Genomic DNA, 16017 nt, shown 5'->3' on the forward strand with positions numbered 1-16017 from the left:
GCGAAGGGGATTTTTCTTTATAGAGGGTGATATCGTGAGATTGCCGGACGCTGGTTTCAGGAGATACATCGTTGTCGCTGGAAGGAGAAACGTTGGAAAATCATCCTTCATGAACGCACTCGTTGGACAAAACGTGTCCATCGTGAGTGAATACGCAGGCACCACGACAGATCCCGTTTACAAATCCATGGAGCTTTACCCCGTAGGCCCTGTAACGCTGGTCGACACTCCTGGGCTCGATGATGTGGGAGAACTTGGAAGACTCAGAGTGGAGAAAGCAAGGAGAGTATTCTACAGAGCGGACTGTGGAATACTCGTAACAGACAGCGAACCGACACCGTACGAAGACGACGTTGTCAATCTTTTCAAAGAGATGGAAATTCCCTTCGTAGTTGTCGTAAACAAAATCGACGTTCTTGGAGAAAAGGCCGAAGAGCTGAAGGGACTCTACGAAAGCCGTTACGAAGCGAAAGTACTCCTTGTTTCGGCTTTGCAGAAAAAGGGATTCGACGATATCGGAAAAACCATCTCCGAAATTCTTCCGGGTGATGAAGAGATTCCTTACCTCGGTGATCTGATAGATGGCGGCGATCTTGTGATCCTCGTGGTCCCTATAGATCTCGGTGCTCCAAAGGGGAGGCTCATCATGCCTCAGGTCCACGCGATCAGGGAAGCCCTCGACAGAGAAGCCATCGCCCTCGTGGTGAAGGAAAGAGAGCTCAGGTACGTGATGGAAAACATAGGGATGAAACCAAAACTCGTCATCACAGACTCTCAGGTGGTAATGAAAGTAGCGTCTGATGTCCCGGAAGACGTGGAACTCACCACCTTTTCCATTGTGGAGTCACGATATCGAGGCGATCTGGCCTACTTTGTGGAAAGCGTGAGAAAGATAGAAGAGCTGGAAGACGGAGACACTGTTGTCATCATGGAAGGCTGCACCCACAGACCTCTCACCGAAGACATCGGAAGGGTGAAGATTCCAAGGTGGCTTGTGAACCACACGGGAGCCCAGTTGAACTTCAAAGTCATAGCGGGAAAGGATTTCCCGGATCTCGAAGAGATCGAAGATGCCAAACTCATCATTCACTGCGGAGGATGTGTTCTGAACAGGGCAGCTATGATGAGAAGGGTGAGAATGGCAAAAAGACTCGGTATTCCCATGACGAACTACGGTGTGACGATCTCTTACCTCCATGGAGTACTCGACCGGGCGATACGTCCCTTCAGAGAGGAAGTGAAGGTGTGAGAAAGGAACACGATTACCTCGGGGAACTGGAGATAGAAGACGAAGCCTACTATGGAATACACACAAAGAGAGCCCTCATGAACTTCCCATCCACAGGTGAAAAGCTTGACGAAACTTTCATCTGGGCCTATTTCATGGTGAAAAAAGCCTGCGCCCTTTTGAACACAGAGCTCGGTTATCTGGACGAACGAACAGGAAACGCCATCGTGAAGGCCTGTGACGAATGGGAAGACCTGAAAAAACACGTGGTTGTGGATCCACTCTCTGGTGGGGCTGGAACTTCCATAAACATGAACGTAAACGAAGTGATCGCAAACAGGGCTACGGAAATACTCGGTGGAAAGAAAGGAGAATACCTGGTCGATCCCATAGACCATGTGAACCTGCACCAGTCCACGAACGATACCTTCCCAACGAGTGCGAAAATCGCCACCATCGTGAAACTCAGAAAACTCATAGATGAAGTGATAAACCTTCAGGAGAAGATTCAGGAGAAAGAGAAGGAGTTCTACTCCATAAGAAAACCAGGAAGAACACAGCTCATGGATGGACCGCCCATCATGTTAGGGCAGGAATTCGGCGCTTTCGCGGATGCCCTCGCAAGAGACAGATGGAGGCTCTACAAAGTCGAAGAAAGAATAAGAAGTGTAAACATCGGGGGAACGGCCATCGGAACGGGAGTTGGGGCGCCGAAAGACTACATCCTCAAGATCGTCGAAAAAGTGAGAGAAGTAACGAAAGTGAAGATTGCTAAAGCAGAAAACCTCATAGACGCCACGCAGAACTGGGACGTTTTTGCTGAGGTTCATGGTCTTTTGAAATCTCTTGCTGTGAACCTCTACAAGATCTCAAATGACATCAGACTGCTGGGAAGCGGACCAAACACCGTGATCGGGGAACTGATTCTTCCAGCTGTGCAGGCGGGAAGCTCCATCATGCCAGGAAAAATAAACCCGGTTGTTCCCGAGTACGTGATGCAAATCTGTCACATGGTTTTCGGTCACGACATGATCCTGAACCATGCCTGCGCACTTGGGAATTTAGAACTCAACCAGTTCGCTCCTCTGATAGTTCACCTAACACTGAAATCTCTCACACTCCTCACAAACGCCTGTAGATCACTCGCCAGCTACATCTCAAAAATAAAAGCGAACAACGAGCGGTGCGAGGAACACCTTCGAAGGTCTGTTTCGAACCTCACACCTTTGATAAAGTTGTTTGGATACGAAGCGGTCTCTGAAGCAATAAAAAAAGCGAATTGGGACATAAAGAAAGCCGTTGAAATTCTATCCCAGGAGAAAAACATTCCTGTCGAAGAGATACTGAAGGTTCTCAACCTCAAAAAGATGACGGGGCTTGGCTACTCCTTGTAATAATAGTCCACGAGTTTTTCGTACAGGAACTTATAATCACTGTACAGTCTCTCGTACACCGCGTTTCTTTCAGAATCAGGGTGAAACACCCGCTCTACCCGAACCTCTTTTTCGATAAAGCCTTCCACATCTTCTCCCAGCGATTTCAAAGCCATTACGTAGGCTCCAAAAGCGGAAGGATTCTCCACGTTTGTGACGATTATATCCTTTCCAAGAACGTCCGATAAGAGCTGGACCCAGTACGGAGAGCTGGTGAAACCTCCCGTCGCAACGATTCGATTGGGATCAACACTTCCCACTCTTTTAACCGCGTTGTGTATGTCCTTTATCCTGAAGCAGATTCCCTCGAGTGCCGCTCTTGCAATGTCACTCCTTCTGTGAGAGGAAGTGAGCCCTACCAGAACGCCCCTGTATCTTTCTCTCCAGTGCGGTGCCCTTTCCCCGTTGAGAAACGGCAGGAATACCAGTCCGTTCGCACCAGCTGGAGACTCCTTTGCTTCTTCTATGATATCGTCGTAACTGTCGAACCTCATGACATCTTTAAGCCACATCAACACGATACCGCCATTGTTTATCGCCCCGCCGAGAACGTAGTTTTCCTCATCGATCAGATAGCACCAGGTGGAAATCCCCTCCCGATCGATCACCGGTCTGTCCATGACAACACGAAACGCGCCGCTCGTTCCGATCGTCACGGTGGCTGAATCAGGATCCATCGCGCTCAATCCCACGTTCGTCATCACTCCGTCTCCACCGCCAAGGATCAGGTAGACTTTCTTGAAGCCAAGCTCTTTTGCTATCTCGTCTTTCACCCTCACCTGTGTGTAAGGTGATTTGATCTCAGGAAGATCTTCTTTCCTCACTCCCGTGATCTCCAGGATTTCCCCGTCCCATTCGAGGGAATGTATGTTCATCATACCGGTTCCAGATGCGAGAGAAAGCTCTTCCACAAATTCTCCAGTCATCTTGTTGACGATGTAGGCTTTTATCGAACAGAACTTTTTCGCATTCGAGTTTTTCTTCATCCACAGGATCTTTGAAGGCCAGTACATCGGATGGAGCGGGCACGCGGTTTTTTCATAAAAGAACCTGACACCGTACTTCTTCTCCAGTTCTTCCTTTTCCCTAAAGGATCTCCTGTCTGCCCAGTTGAGGAGGGGAGTAACCGGATTGAGATTTTCATCAAGACCGATGATGCTGTGGAACACAGAGCTCATACCAACGTAGAGAACCTCGTCCTCGTTGGGTACTTGCTTTAAAAGATCGAAAACAGCGGAAAAGATCTCATTCGGGTCCTGTTCTGCCGCCTCGGGTGATGGAAAGAAGATTCTATATGACTTTTTCAGAACTTTCCACTCACCGTTACTTTTGAACATAAGACGAGCGCTCTCTGTTCCAATGTCTATGGCCGCTATCATCCTCTCCTCCCCTTCAGATCGTAGAGGTACTTTCCACCCGGGACTATCCAGAGACTATCCTCATCCATGAAATCTTCTTTTCTGATCTTCGACGGATCCATGTATCCAAGGTTCACTGCCCTGCATTCGTCTTCAGGAATGGAGGTAGCGAGAATCACATCGAATTCGAACTCCTCTTTACCCGTTTCTGGATCGAACGTTCCAGCTCCTCTTACGTTGATCACATGTGCTGCAACGTTCTTGTTGAAATCGGGATGTTTCTTCAGATACCATTTCACGTAGTCTTTGCAGTGGTATCCTATTTCCCTGATCCACTTGTCCATCTGCGGGTTGGAGTGGAACCTCTTTATGTGCGGTGCGTAGATGATGATCTGACCGCCCTTTGCCATCACACCTGGTTTTTGAAGCTTGTAGGACCCCTTCCCCGCCGTCCAGACCTCGTCGTATTCCTCTCCTATCACCTGGACAGCCCTTCTGAGAGGTCGGTCTATGTATTTCACGTGAAGTTGAGAGCTGAGCTCGCAAGCTTTTTCGTATGCCCTTAAAAAGCCTTTGTATCCTTCATCTATGTAGAGAGCTCTTGGAATCACTTCTTCTTCCTCTTCGTACACCATGTTGAGTGTGAAGGATCTTGCTTTTATCTTCTCAAAAATCATCTCCGATGCCCTGTTTATGATCTTACGCGCGGGATTGTCCACCGTGCCTATGAGTTTTGGAATGCCCATGAGAACTGCTGCCCAGTGGAAAGTATCTACAACTTCCGTGCTGGCGATTCCCGGAATAACGATCTTCAAGCCACCGGAAAAACCTGTCGATTCGTGAGGAACTGTACCGTTTATGAAAAAGATCGCGTCGAAATCTTCAAAGAGGATTCTGTTCACCTTTATCGGTATCTCCTCTTCCAGATCTCCCTCGGTCATCTCTGAAACGAAATCAGCCGGTAGTGTGCCAACAAACGCCAGTGCTTCAGGATTGAAAAACTCATGGTTGTGGAAAAACACTCCTCTTTCGTTTCTTGAGATACCGAGTTTCTTTTCGAACTCTTCAATTTTCATGGCCCTGTGTGTACCGCTCGCGTTGAGCGTATGAAACTCTTTCAGACCTCTTTCAAGGAGAAATCTGTAGAGGTTCTTTGCCACTAAGTGGGTGAAATCCACGCGGGTGTAATCTGTGTGCACCACCAGCACTTTTTTCACTTTTCCAAGATCTTCAACCAATTTTGAAAGACCTTCTTTTATCTTCTCTTCGGTCAAAGGATCTCCTTCCAGATACACCGTCACTGGCCTCACCCCTTCAATTCGCAGTCCAACCACCGTCTACAAATATGATCTGTCCAGTCACGTACTTCGCCTCTTCGGAAGCAAGGAAGACTGCCACACCCTTCAAATCCTCTGGTACACCCGTTCTGCCAAGGGGTATCCTCTTGAGCATGTAGTCCAGTTTTTCTGGATCGCTGAATACAGCCTCTGTCATCTTGGTTCTGTACCAGCCCGGCGCTATCACATTCACCCTTATGCCGTACCTTCCCCACTCCTTCGCCAGAGCTTTTGTGAGAGAAGCTACGCCCCCTTTCGAAGCAGCGTACGCGGATATGTTGGGCATGGTGACTTCTTCAACGGTGAGAGATCCTATGTTTATGATAGAGGGGTTATCGGATTCTCTCAGGAGTGAAAAGGCCTCCCTACACACGTAGTAAGTTCCAAAAAGGTTCACCTCTATCACCTGTCTGAACTCATCGAGAGGAAATTCTTCCGCTGGATGTCTTCTGTTTATCCCCGCAGCGTTGACCACCGTATCGAGCTTTCCAAATTTCTCTTTCACTGCTTCCAAAAGTTTTTTCACTTCCTCATAGTTTGAAACATCGCATCGGAAAGCCATCGTTTCAACGCCGTATTTTTCTGTCAACTTTTGAGCCGCTTCTGATGCTTCCTCCAGATTTCTGCTTGCAACGACCACTGAACATCCAACCTCTGCCAGCCCCTGAGCGATTCCAAAACCCAGCCCACGAGAGCCACCGGTTACGAGGGCAACCCTCCCCCTGAGATCGAACACCTCTTTCACCCCTCCAGCAGATCCACGTGCCTTTTTATATGTTTTGCCACAGTTTCGTAAAAGAGTTCCTCGTTTTGTTCAAGCGCCTCAAACAGCCGTTCTTTCAAAGATGCATCTTTCAGAACAGAGCCATAGGTGACATGGATCAACTGTCTCACGTTGATGTCTTCAAAAAGACCTGGAAGATCTTCATCTTTCACTTTCTCTACTTCCGGAACTTTCGACAGATCCGCAGATATGTGATAGGACTTTCTGTCTTCCTCAAAGTGATCGAGAGCACACCTGTAGATCTCCCGGAAGAGCTCCGGGTTGACCATGGATATGACCTTCACCGCCTCAAGATAACTCGTTCCGGCTGTCTTCACGTGGAAAAGGCCTCCTGTCGCGGAAGCAAAAGCAGGATACACGGAAAATTTGTCGCTTCCAGAGTGGAGTGATATTTTGTATCCTTCGAACATCCTTGCGATTTCTGCGTGCATTTTGATTTCTCTCTCGAACTGTGCAAGATCCCCCTTGTAATCTATTCCCTTTTCCCATTCGCCGATGAATCTCAGGGCAAGATTGGTGAACTCCACACCTCTTCGTCTGAGTTCTTCCACAACGAAAATGTGGAAGAGAGGACTCGTGGGAGTTTCTGTTTCGTCAACTGACACTTCGAAGTCGAAATCCGGGGTTTCGTCTTTCAAAATTTGATACATCATATCCACGTGGGCAATCGCATCGTAATACACGAGCGCCGCATCTCTGAGATTCTTCTCATCGAATTCGATCTTCTCACCGAGAACAGAGTATTTCTTACCGAGATAGATCCTGTCGATCCTTTCCTTTCTCAGAATCTCTTCGAATTTCTCATTTCTTTCCTTTTCTGTAAGTTTTGAAAGATTCCTCACATGATCCGAAGGATCGATTGTGAACATGGTGAAACCTTCCCTTGCAGCCGAAACAAGATCCTCCGGCCGCTTCACATGGTCTGCATCCGCTCCGAATCCCTCACTGTATCCCTCCTGGAAAACTCCCCATGTGGCATCGTCCAGCACATCTCTCCAGGTCCTTCCCGTTCTCTCGTTCTCCCTCACCGACTGCTGCGCAAAGATGGGAAAAAGCCCTGAATCCTTCAACGCCCTCACGTGAGCTGGTGTGGTGATACCGAGTCTGTCACCTGTTCCAAAAGACGCTCTCAATCCCGCTCGAACTGGTTTGAGATCTGGAAAGTATTTTCTGAGAACTTCCAAGTTCTCATGATTTCTCTCACAGAAAAAGAACGAAACACCCTCCACCCGCTGTTTTTTGAAAAACGACAGACCCTCAGGTGCCTTTTCTCCAGCCACTACCAGAATTTTTCCTTCCTCTCCCTTTGTCAAGAAGAAAGAGAGAGAATCCTTTTCTCTATAAGACTTTTCGTAAACTTCGTATCCCCTTCCAAAGTGATCTTTGAACACTTTCAAGACCATAACTTCTCAACTCCTTTCATATGTGTACAGGTTCTTTATGGTCTCCGCCTCCACATTTTTCAAGTGTTCTTTCAACTTTTCTATAGCGCCTTCTTTATCGCCGCTGATGATTCTCTCTATGAGTTCTTTGTGTTCTCTGTTCGAAACGACGTATCTTTCGTTCAGATGCCTTACGAGGTCTATACGATCCCATATCTTTTCATACAAAGATATGATGAGATCATTCCCTGAGGCTCTGATAAAGAGTTTGTGCAGTCTTTCATCGGAATCGTCGAAAATCTCTCTCTTTGCACTTTTCTCCACATCATCGATTTCTCCCTTTATCTCTAAAAGTTCTTCGGAACCAGCAATTTTATCGAAGTAATTTTCAAGACAGAAGACTTCCATCATGATTCTCGTTTCTATGGTTTCTCTTATGAATTTCTCATCGACGTCGGTTACAAAAAAACCAACCCTTGGAACCACCTTCACAAGACCCTCAGTTGCAAGCTGGAGAAGGGCATCCCGCACAGGAGTAAAGCTGATACCAAGTTTTTCGGAGAGTTCTCTCACGTTTAGTTTCTCTCCAAGCTTCAATTCGTGGTTCAGTATCATTTCTTTGAGAAGATTGTAGACCTTCGTTCTCACGAGGTCCACTTCGATTTTTTTCATCCTATCTCTCCTTCCTCCCAGTTGATGTGGAACACACCTTCTCTGTCTACTCTCTCAAAAGTGTGTGCTCCGAAGAAGTCTCTTTGAGCCTGTATGAGATTCGCCGGCAGTCTCTCTTCGGTAAGACTCATGAAGTAGTTGTAAGAGGAATTCAAAACAGGAACGGGGATTTCGTTCTCTATGGACGCCTTCAATATGTTCTTTAGAGAATCGATTTTGCCTTTCAATAGATTCATCACTTCTTCGTTCTCCAGCAAATACGCGTTCTCGTTAGATATGTACCTTCTGAGTGTGTCTATCAACTTCGCCCTTATGATACATCCACCCTTCCATATTCTGAGCACCTCCGAGAGGTTCACCCCATAGCCGAACTCTTTCGATGCTTCTGCGATCAACCACATGCCCTGAGAAAAGGCCATGAACATGGCAAAGAAGAGAGAGTTTCGGAGATCTCTCAAAAATTCCTCGCTACCCTGAGTAGCGCTTCTTCTCTTATTATACAGTTTCGAAAGCCTTGTTCTTATGTCTTTGAAATGGGAAATCACCCTTTCAACCACCGCCAGGTTTATGGAAGGGGTAGGTATTCCGAGGTCAAGGGCTGCTTGGGATGTCCACTTTCCAGTTCCCTTCTGTTCTGCCTTGTCCAGAATCACATCGACCATCGGTTTTCCTGTTTCTTCATCTTTCTTTCTCAAAATCTTGTAGGTGATCTCCACCAGGAACGAGCTGAGTTCTCCTCTGTTCCACTCTTCAAAGATACTGGACATTTCTTCAGATGATAGGCTCAAAACATCTCTCATAATGTGATAAACTTCCGCTATCGCCTGCATGATGGCGTATTCTATGCCGTTGTGAACCATCTTCACAAAGTGGCCCGCTGATCTTTCCCCAACGTATGTACAGCATGGTCCCTCCTCTGTTTTCGCTGCTATTTTCAAAAGAATCTCCTCAACCAGGTTGTACGCTTCTCTACTTCCTCCAGGCATGAGAGAAGGCCCGTAAAGAGCCCCGTACTCACCACCAGAAACTCCCATACCGAGGAAAAGTATTCCCTTTTCAGAGAGTTCCTTGAAGCGTCTTTCGGTATCCATGTAATGGGAATTACCACCGTCTATTATCAAATCACCTGGTTCGAGGTGAGGAAGAAGCTGAGAAATCGTATCATCCACGGGTTTACCTGCCTTTACCATTAAGATTATCTTTCTTGGCCTTTCGAGAGACTTCACGAAGCTTTCGATATCGTAATGAGGTTCTATCTCTTCATTCGTTACACGATTTTTCACAAATTCTTCCGTTCTCTGTGCTGTTCTGTTGTAAACCGAAACTTTGTAGCCTTTCCTCGCAATGTTCAGTGCAAGATTCTGACCCATCACCGCAAGACCGATGAGACCGATATGAGATTTCACCGGTGTCACCTCCCTTTTTATTTCAGCAGAGCTTTACCTTCGATGTAAAGCTTTTCGAATCTTGATCCATTCATGATAACATTCTCCATCCCCAACTGACCGAACTCAAGAAGAACAGAGATCTTCGCTCCTTCCATTATAGTATCAGATATCAGGATATCTTTTACATAATCATTCTCCAGACCCTCAATCCGTAGAGCGTATTTTCCACCTGTCGCCTTCAGGTTCTTAACAAAAACGCTTCTGACTACAGGGAGATATTCCCCCTCTTCGTTATCGTATCTGAGATTTATTCTGATCACCTCTTCCGAAACGTTCACAGCCACGTTGTCTATAAAGAAGATGTTCTCCATGTATCCTCCACGCCTGGAATTCGTTTTCAACCTGAGAGCCCTTTCCACATTCATGTAGACGTTGTTCCTTGCAACGACGTTTCTCACACCACCGGACATTTCACTCCCAATCACAAGTCCACCATGACTCGCCTGACTGATCACCAGGTTGTCCCTCACAAGAATGTATTCAGAAGGCACTCCGATTCGCCTTCCGTCCGCGTCTCTCCCCGATTTGATGACCACAGAATCATCACCTGTGTCGAATCTGCATTTCTCAATGAGCATATACTTGCAGGATTCAGGATCGATACCATCATTGTTTGGGCCCGTGCTCGAAATTTCGATGTTTCTTATGATCACATTTTCAGAAAGAACAGGATGTACACACCACATAGGAGAGTTGATGATCTTCACATCTTCTACCAAAACATTCCTGCATCTGTAAAACTGAACAAAACTCGGTCTCAGATAATGTCCCTTTCCGAACACTCTCTCTTCAACTGGTGTTCCTCTCTCTGCCATCTCTTTCAGTTTTTTTACATCCTCCTGCTGGTTGGGAAGTCCTTCCTTCCATCCGAAATCTTTCTTTCCCTTCCAGGACCACCAGTGTTCGTTGTCTGCTGAACCGTCTAAAACCCCACTTCCGGTGATAGCCACGTTTTTACAATCCAAGGCGTAAACCAGGGGAGAATAATTGTACAGTTCGATTCCCTCGAACCTGGTGAGAACGACGGGAAGGTATCTCTCAGGATCAGGAATGAATTTTATGGTTCCCTTCACGTGGAGTTCGATGTTGCTCTTCAAATGAATTGGTCCCGTTAGAAACACACCTTCGGGAACAATCAGTCTTCCTCCGCCCTGTTTTGAAAGTTCTTCTATGGCCCTTTTGAAGCTCTCAGAACAGTCGGTTCTTTCATCCCCTCTCGCTCCAAAATCGAGGAGGTTAACCTCTCGATTGGGTATTTCGGGCTCTCTCACGTGATTCAAAATCTCTTCTTCAATCTTTTTTGCCAGTTCTTCCATGATCATCCCTCCGGATAAAGGATTACCTTCAAAGCCTCTCTCGATTCCATGAGTTCCAGTGCTCTGTTTGCCTCTTTCAAAGGAAGTCTGTGCGTGATGAGTTTGGAAAGAAGTTGATAATTCCTGGACGTGATTGAAACCGTCTTCACGAAGTGTGAAGCATCACTGACCCAAATTCCCTTGAAAGTCGCGCTCTTCAAAACAAGCCATTCGTAAACCTTAAAAGGTACAGGATCCTGTGGCACAGCTACCCCCGCAACAGCGTAAAATCCTCCTCTTCTCAGTAACTCAGCTCCTTCGAGAAGCGCTCTGCTGTCCCCCGTCGCCTCCAGGACAAAATCTGCTCCTCTACCGTGTGTGATGTCCATTATTGCTTTTCTTCTCTCCTCAGCACTCGTTTCTCTTCTGTTAAATGTGAGATCTGCTCCTATTTCTTCGGCGAGTTTCAGCCTGTTCGGAGAACCCGCTATTACAACCACCTTCTCCGCACCAAGACTCCTTGCTATAACAACTCCAAACAATCCCAAAGGTCCCGCTCCCTGTATAACAACGGTCTTCCCAGCAAAGGATTCAGGATACTCATCAAATGCGTGATATGCAGTTGCTCCCGAACACATCGCCATAGCAAGAACATCAAGATCGTCTTTTTCCGATACCTTTAAAACGTCTGTTTCTGGGTCCAGCACAATGTGAGAACTGTAGCATCCTCTGAGGTGAGGATACTCAGAACATCCCCTGTTTATTCCATAGACCTTTCTATTTGGACAGAGATAAGGTTCTTTTGACACCTTACACCAGTAACATTCACCACAGGTGATACCCCTATTCCAGACTATCAAATCACCGGGTTTAAGGAGTTCTCCATTGAGATCTCTCTTTTCTCCGTTCACTTCGACAACTCTTCCTGCACCCTCGTGCCCCAGGATGATGGGAAGAGGTACTCTGGGATCTTCTCCGCGAAACATGTGAACATCGGAACCACAAACACCTGCAGAGAGAATTTCAACCAGAATAGATCCTCGTGGAATGTCTGAGATCTCGAATTCTTTATATACAAGAGGTTGATTGAACTTTTCGAGCACCATGGCGTGAGCTTTCAACCCCATCACTCCCTTTAAGATGTTTGATGTTTCAGATAGCGCAATCCTGATTGCAATTATATCACAACTGTGAAGAAAGATTTGTTGTTGTACAAAATCAAATTCATATTTGTGTAATTATTGGTTCTTTATTTCGAAACATTAATTGGTGTAAAATTTCAAGAGATGAAATATCAAACATCTTACATTATAAGGAGGGGAAAGTATGAAAAGGAAACTTGTTTGGTTATCGTTTTTATTACTGATATTCACGCTTGCTTTTTCTCAAGTAGCCAATGTGCCAAGGTCGGACTTACTAATTGTTCAACACTCTCACGGTAGAGTCTCTGATCCTGCTAATTGCAATATTTTCACGTCATCCTGGAGATATCCGGCCAGAGGGCTTCATCAGTTGATCGTTAGACCTCTTTGGATGGTTGATCCTGCGAAAATGGAAATTATCAATGTTCTTGCAGAAACTAGCCCTATTTACAACGATGATTTCACGGAAATGACTGTTAAACTTCGCAAAGGGATATATTGGAGTGATGGAGTGGAATTCACTGCCGATGATGTTGTCTTCGGAGTGAAATTAACGATTCAAAATGAAGGTATGTCTAACCACGTTCAACTCAAAGAATGGGTCAAAGATGTCGAGGCAAAAGATAAATACACTGTCGTTTTTAAGCTAAACAAATCCAATCCTAGATTCCATTATTATTTTGTCGACAGATGGGGTTGCTGGAGACCATTCCCCAAACATATATTTGAGAAAGTAGAAGATCCCGTTAAATTCAATTTCTATCCACCTGTTGGAACGGGTCCTTATGTTTTAAAATCCTATGATCCAAATGGATATTGGTTTTTGTATGAGAGAAGAGAAGATTGGGAAAGAACACCAGATGGTATACTTTATGGAATGCCACAACCTCGCTATGTGCTCTTCCAGGCTTATGATTCTCCTAGCCAAATGATTCTTGCCATGAGACAACACCAACTGGACGTCACATATACATTTTCTTTGGAAATGGTTAAATCTTTTTTGAAAATACCTACTGTTAGATTCTTCAGAAAAGATTTCCCTTGGGGTGAAACACTAGAACCAACAGTTACAGGCATTACTCTGAATACAATGCGCTATCCTTACAACATTCGTGATGTAAGATGGGCATTGGTACTTGCTATAAACATACTGGAAGTTGCAGATCTAGTTGCTGATGGGGCTGTTAGATTTGCCCCATTACATGTGCCACCAGAACCTGTCTGTGAAAAGTATTACTATACAGCCTTGAAAGATTTCTTAGAGAACTTCACATTGCAAATTGACGATCAGACGGTATTCAAACCTTTTGATACCACACTACCCGATAAGCTGGCAGAAATGGCAAGGAAGAAGGGTTATAAAGTCTCCAAAGGTCAACTAGAAGAGTTGTTTGGCATCGGTTGGTGGAGATATGCTCCTGACGTAGCAGAAAAATTACTGAAAAAACATGGTTTCAAGAGAAATGAACAGGGACAGTGGTTGTTACCCAACGGAACCCCATGGAAGATGGAAATAATTGTTAACCCAGACACAAACAGGCCAGACAATAGGGTACCTGCAGCAATTGCGCAACAGTGGAAAAAATTTGGAATCCAAATTGAAATAAGACCAACTTCTGATTCTACTGTGCACGCTTATGGAGAATTTGATGCGTGCAGTGCCTGGCCAGCAGTAGAAACATGGGGAGGAGTAGCAGATATTTATAGAACATTATCTCCTTTCGCGAGCAGATATCAGCGACCAATAGGCGAATTCAACGCTGGTCATGCTTCCAGATGGTCTGACCCTAGAATGGATGAAATATTAGAAAAAATGGAAAAAACATCTCCATTTGATCCAGAAACAATAGAGTTAGGTAAAGAAGGATTAAAATTGTTAATTGAAGAAATGCCAAGCATTCCCGCTTTCCAACTGACATGGTTTGTGATTTACGATGAATACTACTGGACAAACTGGTCAACCGTGGAGAATATCTACGTACATCCTGTCCATACTTGGCCTAATTTCGGTTTTGAATTGCCGTATCTGAAAAGAACAAAATAAATTCTTCTAAAATCTGAATTTTTCAGGGGGGCCTCCCCCCCTATTTTGGAGGAGGTCCAGCTATGTGGAAGTACACAATCGCTAGATTCATACAATTTCTCATAGTTGTATTTATAAGCGTAACGGCTATTTTTTTAATAGTAAGATTAACTCCGAGCGGTCCTGTTGAAAACGCAATAGCAAGAATTTCATCAAGTGGAGCCTACCTAGAACCAAGTCTTGTAGAAAAAATGATAGATTCTTTGAAAGAAATGTATGGTTTAAAAGGAAATTTGTTTGAACAATATATCAACACCTGGAAAAGATTGCTCACTTTAGATTTTGGCCCATCCTTGACTTACTTTCCAACCCCTGTGAAATCTATTATCAGAGAATCTGTTTTTTGGACAATAGGATTGTTAGGCACGACAACCGTTTTATCGTGGATAATAGGAAATATACTAGGAGTTTTAGCAGGTTATTATGGTCAGAATTCACGCTTGTTGAATTTGATTGATACACTTTTCATGATTGTTAGACCTATTCCTTACTACATTCTCGCTTTTGTGCTTCTTATAGTATTTGCTTATTATATTCCAATTTTTCCCATAGGAGGGGCTTACACACCAGGTATAATTCCTCAAATGAACTGGGGTTTCTTTCTCGATATATTAAGACATGCATTTCTCCCTGCCTTGAGTTTACTACTCCTTGGAATAGCCGGTTGGTTTCAAAGTATGAAAATTATATCAATTAATATTAAAAGAGAAGATTTTGTCGTTTATGCAAAGTATGGAGGGGTACCGGATAAGAAAATAGTTATGAAATATATATTTAGAAATGCCCTTTTACCTCAAATAACAGGCCTATCCCTTTCGTTGGGTCAAATTTTTGGAGGAGCTTTGATAACAGAAATTGTTTTTTCTTACCCAGGGCTAGGTGGAGTACTCTATTCAGCCATTCTGCAGTCAGATTACAATACAATTTTAGGAATTGTTATGTTTTCAGTTCTGGCCATTTCACTTGGAACATTAATTTTGGACATAACATATCCTCTTTTTGATCCTCGAATTAGATACTCAAATAGGTGAGGTGGATTGAATGAGATATTTGAAGGATTTACTTCTTGATAAAAAATTTCGATTTAGCTTTATAGTAATGCTTTCACTAACATTTCTGGTGATTCTTTCTTTATTTTCTCCATACGAACCGACGCAATGGCAAGTTGTACCTGAAGAACTACCTCCTTCTTTTAAACACCCTTTTGGGACTACTTCGTTAGGTCAGGATCTTTTTTGGACTATTTGTTCAGCTGTAAAGAATAGTCTGGTGTTTGCTATCATAACGGCTGCAATATCAAGAGCTATAGCTGTAACATTAGGTATGTTATCTGGTTTCAAAAAAGGAGCATTCGATAAAGTTCTCATGGCAATATCTGACGCTCTCATTTCACTTCCCAGGATTCCTATCTTAATTCTTATAGGAGCTATTTTCAAGGAATCTCTTCGTCTCTCTACATTAGCTATAATTCTGGCATCAATTGGTTGGGCATGGGATGCGAGGGTGATTAGGTCTCAGGTTTTGAGTCTGAGGGAAAGGGATTTTACTTACACCGCTCTTCTCTCTGGATCAAAGGCTCTTTCAATTGTTTTTAAAGAATTCTTCCCTCATATCACTCCCATAATTTTTGCTTCTATCTTAAACAACATGATGTGGGCAATCGGAATAGAAACCACCCTCTCTGTCCTTGGTTTGACAAATCTCCTCGTACCAACGCTTGGAACCACATTATATTGGGCTATCAGTTATCAAGCTTTGTTTTTAGGTTATTGGTGGTGGATAGTTTTTCCGGTGCTTATCATAGTTTTTCTATTTGTTTCCATCTACCTCCTTTCCATCAGCATCAGTGAGTATC

The 16017-nt window shown here is 44.6% G+C and carries 13 protein-coding genes; 5 read left to right on the forward strand and 8 right to left on the reverse strand.

What is annotated here, in order from left to right:
- Nucleotides 1-34: 34 nt before the first annotated feature.
- Nucleotides 35-1249 carry a [FeFe] hydrogenase H-cluster maturation GTPase HydF gene (gene hydF / locus MC24_RS09250; protein ID WP_011943114.1) on the forward strand — a complete coding sequence of 405 codons (1215 nt, stop codon included), beginning with the start codon at nucleotides 35-37 and terminating at the stop codon, nucleotides 1247-1249.
- On the forward strand, nucleotides 1246-2622 hold the full coding sequence (locus MC24_RS09255; RefSeq protein ID WP_011943115.1) for an aspartate ammonia-lyase: 1377 nt from the start codon (nucleotides 1246-1248) through the stop codon (nucleotides 2620-2622). Before hydF ends, MC24_RS09255 begins: the two co-directional genes overlap by 4 nt.
- On the opposite strand, the gene MC24_RS09260 is transcribed toward MC24_RS09255, so the two are convergent.
- Genes MC24_RS09260 through MC24_RS09295 form a run of 8 tightly spaced genes read right to left on the reverse strand, consistent with a single transcriptional unit; the run spans nucleotide 2610 to nucleotide 12064 of the window.
- Entirely contained in the window at nucleotides 2610-4040 is a 1431-nt protein-coding gene (locus MC24_RS09260) for a gluconokinase (RefSeq protein WP_011943116.1), read from the reverse strand. The two genes, MC24_RS09255 and MC24_RS09260, sit on opposite strands and share 13 nt — an antisense overlap.
- The gene (locus tag MC24_RS09265) at nucleotides 4037-5320 is read right to left on the reverse strand and encodes a lactate racemase domain-containing protein (protein ID WP_011943117.1); all 1284 of its coding nucleotides are present in this window, start codon (nucleotides 5318-5320) and stop codon (nucleotides 4037-4039) included. Before MC24_RS09265 ends, MC24_RS09260 begins: the two co-directional genes overlap by 4 nt.
- Nucleotides 5321-5333: 13 nt before the next feature.
- A complete protein-coding gene (locus tag MC24_RS09270) occupies nucleotides 5334-6092 on the reverse strand; it encodes an SDR family oxidoreductase (protein ID WP_011943118.1) in 759 nt (252 codons plus the stop codon).
- A gap of 5 nt (nucleotides 6093-6097) precedes the next feature.
- Nucleotides 6098-7543: a D-tagaturonate epimerase UxaE gene (gene uxaE / locus MC24_RS09275; RefSeq protein ID WP_038054742.1), complete on the reverse strand. Its 1446-nt coding sequence runs from the start codon at nucleotides 7541-7543 to the stop codon at nucleotides 6098-6100.
- 6 nt (nucleotides 7544-7549) lie between these two features.
- Nucleotides 7550-8194, reverse strand: coding sequence for a GntR family transcriptional regulator (locus MC24_RS09280; RefSeq protein ID WP_012310576.1), 645 nt, complete (start codon nucleotides 8192-8194; stop codon nucleotides 7550-7552).
- Nucleotides 8191-9600, reverse strand: coding sequence for an NADP-dependent phosphogluconate dehydrogenase (gene gndA / locus MC24_RS09285; protein ID WP_012310577.1), 1410 nt, complete (start codon nucleotides 9598-9600; stop codon nucleotides 8191-8193). The genes MC24_RS09280 and gndA overlap by 4 nt, the downstream gene beginning before the upstream one ends.
- Nucleotides 9601-9617: 17 nt before the next feature.
- On the reverse strand, nucleotides 9618-10964 hold the full coding sequence (pelB, locus tag MC24_RS09290) for an exopolygalacturonase PelB (protein ID WP_148186709.1): 1347 nt from the start codon (nucleotides 10962-10964) through the stop codon (nucleotides 9618-9620).
- On the reverse strand, nucleotides 10961-12064 hold the full coding sequence (locus MC24_RS09295; RefSeq protein WP_038054745.1) for a zinc-binding dehydrogenase: 1104 nt from the start codon (nucleotides 12062-12064) through the stop codon (nucleotides 10961-10963). Before MC24_RS09295 ends, pelB begins: the two co-directional genes overlap by 4 nt.
- 199 nt (nucleotides 12065-12263) lie before the next feature.
- Here MC24_RS09295 and MC24_RS09300 point away from each other — a divergent pair, with 199 nt between their 5' ends.
- From MC24_RS09300 to MC24_RS09310, 3 genes are all read left to right on the forward strand, one after another.
- Complete coding sequence (locus MC24_RS09300; protein WP_038054747.1) at nucleotides 12264-14123, forward strand: ABC transporter substrate-binding protein; 1860 nt, start codon at nucleotides 12264-12266, stop codon at nucleotides 14121-14123.
- Between the two features lie 62 nt (nucleotides 14124-14185).
- Complete coding sequence (locus MC24_RS09305) at nucleotides 14186-15193, forward strand: ABC transporter permease (protein WP_011943124.1); 1008 nt, start codon at nucleotides 14186-14188, stop codon at nucleotides 15191-15193.
- Nucleotides 15194-15203: 10 nt separating this feature from the next.
- Nucleotides 15204-16017, forward strand: an 814-nt coding sequence (locus tag MC24_RS09310) for an ABC transporter permease (RefSeq protein ID WP_038054750.1), incomplete at its 3' end; no start/stop codon positions are given.

Origin of the sequence: Thermotoga sp. Mc24 (assembly GCF_000784835.1) — a bacterium.
Lineage (GTDB): Bacteria > Thermotogota > Thermotogae > Thermotogales > Thermotogaceae > Thermotoga.

Excerpts from the sequence above, each read along its gene's own strand:
- MC24_RS09260 (WP_011943116.1), bottom strand. The coding sequence starts at position 4,040 with ATGATAGCGGCCATAGACATTGGAACAGAGAGCGCTCGTCTTATGTTC.
- pelB (WP_148186709.1), bottom strand. The coding sequence starts at position 10,964 with ATGATCATGGAAGAACTGGCAAAAAAGATTGAAGAAGAGATTTTGAAT.
- MC24_RS09305 (WP_011943124.1), top strand. The coding sequence starts at position 14,186 with ATGTGGAAGTACACAATCGCTAGATTCATACAATTTCTCATAGTTGTA.
- uxaE (WP_038054742.1), bottom strand. The coding sequence starts at position 7,543 with ATGGTCTTGAAAGTGTTCAAAGATCACTTTGGAAGGGGATACGAAGTT.
- MC24_RS09295 (WP_038054745.1), bottom strand. The coding sequence starts at position 12,064 with ATGGGGTTGAAAGCTCACGCCATGGTGCTCGAAAAGTTCAATCAACCT.
- MC24_RS09300 (WP_038054747.1), top strand. The coding sequence starts at position 12,264 with ATGAAAAGGAAACTTGTTTGGTTATCGTTTTTATTACTGATATTCACG.
- MC24_RS09280 (WP_012310576.1), bottom strand. The coding sequence starts at position 8,194 with ATGAAAAAAATCGAAGTGGACCTCGTGAGAACGAAGGTCTACAATCTT.